The organism is Pseudomonas sp. PA27(2017), from assembly GCF_001945445.1.
Taxonomy (GTDB): domain Bacteria; phylum Pseudomonadota; class Gammaproteobacteria; order Pseudomonadales; family Pseudomonadaceae; genus Aquipseudomonas.
Map to the genome: position 1 here is coordinate 1 of NZ_MSXW01000041.1, position 9,104 is coordinate 9,104.

Sequence of the window (9,104 nt, forward strand, 5' to 3'; positions counted from 1 at the left end):
TATCAGGGCTACCTCAAGCGTGGGCTCAAGCGAACAGAAGCCCTGACCATCCTGGCCCGTAAACTCGCTCGTATCGCCTTTGCGCTGATGCAGAAGCAGGTCGATTACAACCCCGAAAAAGGGGGATCCTTGACATAGAATCTCCCACCATGATCGCGAGCAGCCCACCGCCCGTGTAGGAGCGCCGACCCGGCGCGAAGCGATTGCGGCCTTGCTGCGGAACTGGCGTCGCAAGCACCATTCACCGCGGGTCGCGGCTCCCACCATGATCGCGAGCAATCCAAAGCCCGCGTAGGAGCGCCGACACGGCGCGAAGCGATTGCGGCCTCGCTGCGAAACTGGCGTCGCAAGCACCATTCGCCGCGAGTCGCGGCTCCTACAATAAATCGCGAGCAAACCACCACCTCCCGCGTAGCGGCGCCGACCTCGGCGCGAAGCGATAGTCGGCACACCGCGATACAAGAACCCCGCGTTGAAATCTCTGCACTCCCTAGACTTTGTAAATTTCAAAGACTCCAAGGGATTCGAATGAGCATCAAGCGCAGCGCCAGCCATAGGCTTCGCTTAGGGCGATGGTCAGCAGTCGGCCACTACTACCTAGTAACGACAGTGACGGCCGACAGAAAACCCATTTTCAACGACTTTTATCTGGCGAGAACGCTGATCCGCATCATGCGGCAGGACGAACTCGCCGGCACGCACCAGACCCTTTGTTATGTGCTAATGCCTGATCACTTGCACTGGCTGCTGGAACTGCGACAAGGAACGCTTTCACAACTAGTCGGCAGAGTGAAATCGCTATCCGCCAAGCAGCATGGAGGACGAACCTGGCAAAAAGGCTTTCATGACCATGCATTGAGAAATGATGAAAATTTGCTTAGCGCAGCGAGGTACATCGTCGCCAACCCCATACGCGCCGGGATCGTCACCCGAATAGGTGAATACCCACACTGGGACGCAATCTGGCTTTGATGGTTGTCTCGATACGATGGCAGCCTTGATTTAACCGCACCATTCGCCGCGGGTCGCAGCTCCTACAATGATCGTGAGCAATCCAACACTCGCGTAGGAGCATCGTCCCCGGCGCGAAAACGATTGCGGTCTTGCTACTAGACCGGCGCCGTATGCACCATTCGCCGCGGGTCGCGGCTCCTACGCGATCGCGGATACACCACCAATCGTGTAGGAGCGTCGACAGATTGCGGCCTTGCTACAAGACTGGCGGCGTATTCACCATTCGCCGCGGGTCGCGGCTCTTACGCGACCGCGGATACACCACCAATCGTGTAGGAGCGCCGACCCGGCGCGAATTGACTGTGGCCCTGCTGCAATGCCCCGGCGGCACCGCCCACCTGTCACCCCCGGCCATTTTATTGAACGATCCCCACGCACAGTGACTCGAAAAAACTCGAGCCTGCTGCGCGGCGTCCTCGCGCGCAGCAGCTTTTTCACTGCTCGATCGTCTCCGGCGCGCCCTGGAGCGCACTGGAACTCAGAACCGGTACACCACTGGTACGGACTGACGTTAAGGAGGAACAGAGCCTAGGAAACATACGGGCTTTATAGACTATGTGCGGAATAGCAGGCGAACTTCGATTCGATAACCAACCAGCCGATCTGGCTGCCGTTGAACGCATCACTCACCACCTCGCCCCTCGCGGCCCGGATGCCCATGGCTTCCACAGCCGCGGCCCCGTCGCCTTCGGCCACCGCCGGCTGAAGATCATGGATCTCGCCGAAGCTTCCGGCCAGCCAATGATCGATAACGATCTTGGCCTGTCGATGGTCTTCAATGGCGCCATCTACAACTACCCGGAATTGCGCACCGAGCTGGAACGGCTTGGCTACCGCTTCTTCTCCGGTGGCGACACCGAGGTGCTGCTCAAGGGCTATCACGCCTGGGGCGCCGACCTGCTGCCCAAACTCAATGGCATGTTCGCCTTCGCCATCTGGGAGCGCGACAGCGGGCAACTGTTCATCGCCCGCGACCGCCTAGGCGTCAAGCCATTGTATCTGTCCAAGACCAAGGATCGCCTGCGCTTCGCCTCGAGCCTGCCAGCCCTTATGAAAGGCGGCGATATCGGCAAGACGCTCGACCCCATCGCGCTCAACCATTACCTGAACTTCCATGCCGTGGTGCCCGCCCCCCGCACCATCCTTGCCGGCGTGGAGAAGCTGCCGCCGGCAACCTGGATGCGTATCGACACCAACGGCAATGTCGAGCAGAAGGTCTGGTGGACGCTCAACTTCGGCCCGAACGCCGACGAAGCCAACTTCACCTTCGAAGACTGGCGCGACGCGACCCTCGACAGCATGCGCGAAGCGGTCGAAATCCGTCAGCGCGCGGCCGTGGACGTCGGCGTGCTGCTGTCCGGCGGCGTCGACTCCAGCATGCTGGTCGGCCTGCTGCGTGAGGCCGGCGTCGAGAACCTGCTGACCTTCTCCATCGGTTTCCAGGATGCCGGCGGCGAGCGTGGCGACGAATTCCAGTATTCGGACCTGATCGCCAAGCGCTTCGAAACCCAGCACCACCAGTTGCGCATCGGCGAGAACGAGATTCTCGACCAATTGCCAGCGGCCTTCCGTGCCATGAGCGAGCCGATGGTCAGCCACGACTGCATCGCCTTCTACCTGCTCTCGCGAGAAGTGGCCAAGCACTGCAAGGTGGTGCAAAGCGGCCAGGGCGCCGACGAGCTGTTCGCCGGCTATCACTGGTACCCGCTGGTCGATGGTGCGGACGACGCCTACAGCGCCTATCGCAAGGCCTTCTTCGACCGCGAGCATGACGAATACGCCGCCTGCGTGCAGCCCGCCTGGCTGACCGACGACGTATCCGGCGAATTCGTTCGCCAGCACTTCGCCCAGCCAGGCGCGACCGCCGCCGTGGACAAGGCTCTGCGCCTGGACAGCACGGTGATGCTGGTCGACGACCCGGTCAAACGCGTCGACAACATGACCATGGCCTGGGGCCTCGAAGCGCGCACGCCGTTCCTGGACTACCGCGTGGCGGAATTGTCGGCGCGCATCCCCGGCCAGTTCAAACTGCCGGAAGGCGGCAAGTACGTGCTCAAGGAAGCGGCCCGCAAGGTGATTCCGTCCGAGGTCATCGACCGCAAGAAGGGTTACTTCCCAGTACCGGGCCTCAAGCACCTGGAAGGCGCCACGCTGGGCTGGGTACGCGACCTGCTGGTCGACCCGGCCCATGATCGTGGCATCTTCAACCCGCAGATGCTCGACCGCCTGCTTACCGACCCGCAGGGCCAGCTGACGCCGCTACGCGGCTCCAAGCTTTGGCAGATGGCGGCCTTGAACCTGTGGCTGAGCGAACAGGGCCTGTAACGACGAATCGGGGGAGCTGCGGCTCCCCCGCTCCCAACTGCAATGGCCGTATCCGCCTCGCCGCGGGTTAACAGACAGGCCAACCGATAGCCGGCAATGCCGGCCATGCGTAAGCAAAGGAACATTCTTCAATGCGAGCCACTGCCCACAACCAACGCCTTCTCCGGGGCCAGTCCCCCTCCTACGAGCGCCTTCAGGCACGGTTTGCCGAAGAGCACGGCGATGGCATCAGCCAACCGCAAATCGTCCATTGTGGCTGGGGCCGACTGCTGATCGGCCATACTTTTCCGGACGCCGCGGTACTGGCCGAAGAGTTGCTCAGCGAGCAGCCCGGCGAGCGCGACATCGCGCTGTATGTAGCGGCACCGCAACAGGTGCTGGCCCACGCCCCGCAGCAGCTGTTTCTCGACCCGTCGGACACCCTGCGCCTGTGGTTCAGCGACTACCGCCAGGCACGCCGCGGCTTTCGCGGCTTTCGCGTACGCCGCGCGCAAACCGAGGCCGACTGGCAGGCGATCAACTGCCTGTACCAGACCCGCGGCATGCTGCCGCTCGATCCCGAGAAGCTCACTCCGCGCCACCAGGGCGGCCCGGTCTACTGGCTCGCCGAGGATGAAGACAGCGGCGCAGTGATCGGCAGCGTGATGGGCCTCAATCACCAGAAGGCCTATCAGGACCCCGAGCTGGGCAGCAGCCTCTGGTGCCTGGCCGTCGACCCGGCCTGCAGCCGCCCAGGTGTGGGCGAAGTGCTGGTGCGTCACCTGATCGAGCACTTCATGAGCCGCGGCCTCAGTCATCTGGACTTGTCAGTGCTGCACGACAACGGCCAGGCCAAGAAGCTGTATGCCAAGCTGGGTTTCCGCGAGCTACAGACCTTCAGCGTCAAACGCAAGAACGGCATCAACCAGCCCCTGTTTCTCGGCCCAGGGCCGGATGACAAGCTCAACCCTTACGCGCGCATCATCGTCGACGAGGCCCGTCGTCGCGGTATCGATGCGCAGATCGACGACGCCGAAGCCGGCCTGTTCACCCTGAGCCAGGGCGGCCGACGCATTCGTTGCCGCGAGTCGCTGACCGACCTGACCAGCGCCGTGACCATGACTCTCTGCCAGGACAAGCGCCTGACCCACCGCACCCTCAGCCGTGCCGGCCTGAGCCTCCCCGCCCAGCGCCTGGCAGGCAGCGCCGAGGACAACGCGGCGTTTCTCGCCGAGCACGGCAGCCTGGTGGTCAAGCCCGTGGATGGCGAACAGGGCCAGGGTGTTGCCGTCGACCTGCGCACGCCTGCTGATGTGCAGGCCGCTATCGAACGCGCCCGCCCCTTCGATGAGCGCGTGCTGTTGGAGAGCTACCACGAAGGCTTCGACCTGCGCATCGTGGTCATCGGCTTCGAAGTGGTTGCCGCAGCAATCCGCCGCCCAGCGGAAATTCTCGGTGATGGCCGCCATACCATTGGCGAACTGATCGACGCACAAAGCCGTCGCCGTCAGGCGGCAACTGGCGGTGAAAGCCGCATCCCCAAGGACGCCGAAACCCTGCGCACCCTGCACGCCGCCGGCTGTGACTACGACACGGTATTGCCCCAGGGCAAACGCATGGCCGTGCGCAAGACCGCCAACCTGCACACGGGCGGCATTCTCGAGGACGTCACGGGCATCCTCCACCCCACGCTCGCCGATGCTGCCGTCAAAGCCGCCCGTGCGCTGGACATTCCGGTGGTGGGCCTTGACCTGCTGGTGCCTGCGGCGGATCAGCCCGAGTACGTGTTCATCGAAGCCAACGAGCGCGCCGGCCTGGCCAACCATGAACCGCAGCCAACCGCAGAACGTTTTATCGACCTACTGTTTCCGCTGAGCCATGGTGTTGGGGATTGAGTGAAGCTTGCCGGGACCGCGGTGACTGCCCCATTCGCCTCGGGTCGCAGCTCCCACAATGGATCGCGGCACACCACAATCGCGTAGGAGCGCCGACCCGACGCGTAAAATTGCGGCCTTGCTGCGGTCAGAGCCACCTAAACCATTCGCCACAACTTCCGTACGAGTTCCCCTTGAAACCCTGAGGGCAAATACAGGTCAGTCTGTAACAGAGCGCAAATTTCCCGTCCGTCGACAGGCGTCACGCAATCACTGCAGGCAGACGCTGCCCGGCGGCCCGCCCCGTCCTTGATGGAGAGCCCATGTCGCAAATTCCAGAACCCGATCTCGAATACATGCAAAAGGTCCTGCTGGAAATGCTCGCCATTCCCAGCCCCACCGGTTTCACCGACACCATCGTGCGCTACGTCGCCGAGCGTCTCACCGAAATCGGTATCCCCTTCGAAATGACCCGCCGCGGCACCATCCGCGGCACCCTCAAAGGCCGTCGCGACAGCCCGGACCGCGCCGTCTCCGTGCACTTGGACACCATCGGCGCCATGGTGCGCGAGATCAAGGACAACGGTCGCCTGTGCCTGACCGCCGTGGGCTGCTGGTCCAGCCGCTTCGCCGAGGGCAGCCGGGTCAGCGTGTTCAGCGATCATGGCGTTTACCGCGGCAGCGTTCTGCCGCTGCTGGCCTCCGGGCACGCCTTCAACACCGAAGTGGACCAGATGCCGATCTCCTGGGATCACGTCGAGCTCCGCTTGGACGCTCTGGTCGCCAGCCGCGCCGACTGCGAAAGCCTGGGCGTATCGGTGGGCGACTTCGTGGCCTTCGACCCGCTGCCCGAGTTCACCGAAAGCGGCCATATCAGCGCCCGCCACCTGGACGACAAGGCTGGCGTCGCAGCCCTGCTCGCCGCGCTCAAGGCGGTGGTGGAAAGCGGCCAGGAGCCGCCCATCGACTGTCACCCGCTGTTCACCATCACCGAAGAAGTCGGCTCCGGTGCGGCGGCTGCATTGCCTTGGGACGTCAGTGAATTCGTAGGTATCGACATCGCCCCGGTCGCCGCCGGCCAGCGCTCAACCGAGCATACGGTCAGCGTGGCCATGCACGACTCCGGCGGCCCCTACGACTATCACCTGTCGCGCCAACTGCTGCGCCTGGCCAGCGAGAACGAAATCCCGGTGCGCCGCGATCTGTTCCGTTACTACCATAGCGACGCCCAGTCCGCCGTCACCGCCGGCCACGACATCCGCACGGCGCTGATCGCCTTCGGCTGCGACGCCACCCACGGCTACGAACGCACCCACATCGATAGCCTCGCTGCCCTCTCCCGCCTGCTCGGCGCCTACCTGCTCAGCCCGCCGGTATTCGCCAGCGATGCGCAGCCGGAGAATGGCTCGCTGGAGCGCTTCAGCCATCAGCTGGAACATGATGCACAGATGGAGCCGGAAACACGGGTGCCGACGGTTGATAGTTTGGTGGGGAATCGGGAGAAGGAAAGTTAAAGCTCTGCAGCGCTATCAGCCGATAACGGCGGTAAGTTGCGTCCCCCGGTCTGGGCCAAGCACGGTGGTACCCAGGCCTCCTCACCTCGTAACATGCAGCTCCAGCGATGGTGGCTCATCCACCTCTACTGGAAGCCCGTTACCGACACTTTGTGATAATCACCCGCTCTATCTGGCGCCTCAGCGGTTGCCACCGTCCATCCTGCAAGCTAAAGTGCCGCTGTCACGGTTGGTATCGTGGCCGGGTGTAGCAACCTGAGAAACCAAGACGCGGTGCGTCGTAATTGCCTAGCCGGTACCCGTTACCGTGCTACCGCATTTCTATGGCGGGCCGTACGGGGCAGGCTTCGGCCTGGCCGGTTCCCTTGGTTTCCGGTTTGCTACCCCCGTGCGGTCCGTCACCATTCCCGCGTAGCAACGGCGGTGACGGCTCCTTAACCAAACCAAGGAGCATAAGGAAAATGCGCTATCCAGCTTTTATGCAAGGGCACCTCCTTGCCCACCCAGCACCTGCCGAAACCTCCATGAAGGAGGTGTGCCATGGCTAATCCGCAAGGTCGCGTCCTGCCATTTCCAAGGCGCCCAAGCCCAATCCCCGCCGCCGACTACCAAGCCCAAAACGCTCAAGGCGATGCCGAATTGCGTGCTGCTCTACTGCGAGAGCTACTGGATGATCTCACCCTCCGCGCAGAGCACAGTACCGACCAGCTGCGAATACGGTTGGCAACATTGGCCGCCAATGACCTGCTGGACGAGTTGGTGGTGCTGTACCGCAGGGCACTGTCCCAACTTCAGGGAGGAGGCAGCCATGAATAAGGGGATCATCGCTACCAAACTGCCCAGCTATCAGGGCCACCCCGGGTTAACCATCGCCTGGGCGCAAGACTGCCGCCCCGCCTTCAACCAGGGCGTTCAAGCGGCCCAGGCCTGGCTAGCCGGCAACCGAAGGAACTGGTTATGGGCCGCCCTGATTTTCGAAAGGGAAGAGATACCGGCGGAGATACAGCGCCGTGCCTTTGAAGTAGGATTTCTGAGCCGCTTACATCAAGGCGTAAGCTTCTCGGATAAGACGTAAAGCCCTGGGCGATACCCACCTAACTGGAAATATCGGTGGGTATCACGGGGTACTTTCTAAGCCAGACACGAGTTATTCCAACAGCTTGCAGGCTGCTTGACGCTGGAGCATCCGGCCGACGACTTCGTCCTTAGGCGAGTAGCCGTAGTCCATTTCGTACAGCAGATGGCGCACGTAGAGGTGTAATCCTTTTCAAACACTTACCATGCTGACTCTCAGCCCCACAAAAAACAAAATAGAGCTCATCTCAAGGTGAAGCACCCACATATACCGCGCACCACAATCAAAGTGAGGGCATAATCACGCTCTTTTTTTCAATGGAATTGAACATGCGCATTCTCGTCACCGGCGGCGCGGGTTTTATCGGCTCCGCGCTGATCCGTCACCTGATCAAGAGCACAGATCACGAGGTGCTCAACCTCGATAAACTGACCTACGCCGGCAACCTGGAATCGCTGCGCGAGGTCGAGCATGATCCGCGCTACCGCTTCCTGCAGGCGGATATCGGTGATCAGGCCGCGGTCAGCGAAGCGCTGGGAAGTTTCCAGCCCGACGCCATCATGCACCTGGCCGCCGAGTCCCACGTTGACCGCTCCATCGACGGCCCGGCGGCGTTCATCCAGACCAACATCGTCGGCACCTACGCGCTGCTCGAGGCCACCCGCGCCTACTGGCAGGGGCTGGACGAGGCACGCCGTCAGGCGTTTCGCTTCCACCATATTTCCACCGACGAGGTGTACGGCGACCTGCATGGCGTCGACGACCTGTTCACCGAGACCACCCCCTACGCGCCCAGCTCGCCCTACTCGGCCAGCAAGGCGGCCTCGGACCATCTGGTGCGCGCCTGGCAGCGCACCTATGGGCTGCCGGTGCTGCTGACCAACTGCTCGAACAACTACGGCCCTTATCACTTCCCGGAAAAGCTGATCCCGCTGGTGATTCTCAACGCCCTGGATGGCAAGCCGCTGCCGGTGTACGGCAATGGCCTGCAGGTACGCGACTGGCTGTTCGTCGAGGATCATGCCCGCGCCCTGCTGCAGGTGGTCACCCGCGGCGCGGTTGGCGAGACCTACAATATCGGTGGCCACAACGAACAGAAGAATCTCGATGTGGTGCACGCCATCTGCGACCTGCTCGACGAACTGCAACCGCGCGCGGCGGGTTCCTACCGCGAGCAGATCACCTTCGTCACCGACCGCCCCGGCCATGACCTGCGCTACGCCATCGATGCCAGCAAGATCGAGCGCGAGCTTGGGTGGACGCCAGAGGAAACCTTCCCCAGCGGCCTGCGCAAGACCGTAAACTGGTACCTGGACAACCTCG

Annotated in this window: 7 protein-coding genes; all 7 read left to right on the top strand. The window is 62.6% G+C overall.

All coding sequences use genetic code 11. The features are described 5' to 3' along the window. The first annotated feature begins 528 nt into the window (after positions 1-528). Entirely contained in the window at positions 529-972 is a 444-nt protein-coding gene (locus tag BVH06_RS18145; protein WP_075934997.1) for a transposase, read from the top strand. Between the two features lie 597 nt (positions 973-1,569). Beyond that, complete coding sequence (locus BVH06_RS18150) at positions 1,570-3,339, top strand: N-acetylglutaminylglutamine amidotransferase (protein ID WP_075934998.1); 1,770 nt, start codon at positions 1,570-1,572, stop codon at positions 3,337-3,339. A 131-nt stretch (positions 3,340-3,470) separates the two neighbouring features. Beyond that, on the top strand, positions 3,471-5,213 hold the full coding sequence (gene ngg / locus BVH06_RS18155; RefSeq protein ID WP_075934999.1) for an N-acetylglutaminylglutamine synthetase: 1,743 nt from the start codon (positions 3,471-3,473) through the stop codon (positions 5,211-5,213). A gap of 302 nt (positions 5,214-5,515) precedes the next feature. Beyond that, on the top strand, positions 5,516-6,706 hold the full coding sequence (locus BVH06_RS18160; protein WP_075935000.1) for an osmoprotectant NAGGN system M42 family peptidase: 1,191 nt from the start codon (positions 5,516-5,518) through the stop codon (positions 6,704-6,706). A 540-nt stretch (positions 6,707-7,246) separates the two neighbouring features. Beyond that, a complete protein-coding gene (locus BVH06_RS18165) occupies positions 7,247-7,522 on the top strand; it encodes a hypothetical protein (protein WP_075935001.1) in 276 nt (91 codons plus the stop codon). Next, positions 7,515-7,781, top strand: a complete 267-nt coding sequence (locus BVH06_RS18170) for a LasR-specific antiactivator QslA (RefSeq protein WP_075935002.1) — start codon at positions 7,515-7,517, stop codon at positions 7,779-7,781. The genes BVH06_RS18165 and BVH06_RS18170 overlap by 8 nt, the downstream gene beginning before the upstream one ends. Positions 7,782-8,110: 329 nt before the next feature. After that, positions 8,111-9,104: dTDP-glucose 4,6-dehydratase (gene rfbB / locus BVH06_RS18175; RefSeq protein WP_075935003.1), on the top strand; the 994-nt coding region annotated here is incomplete at its 3' end.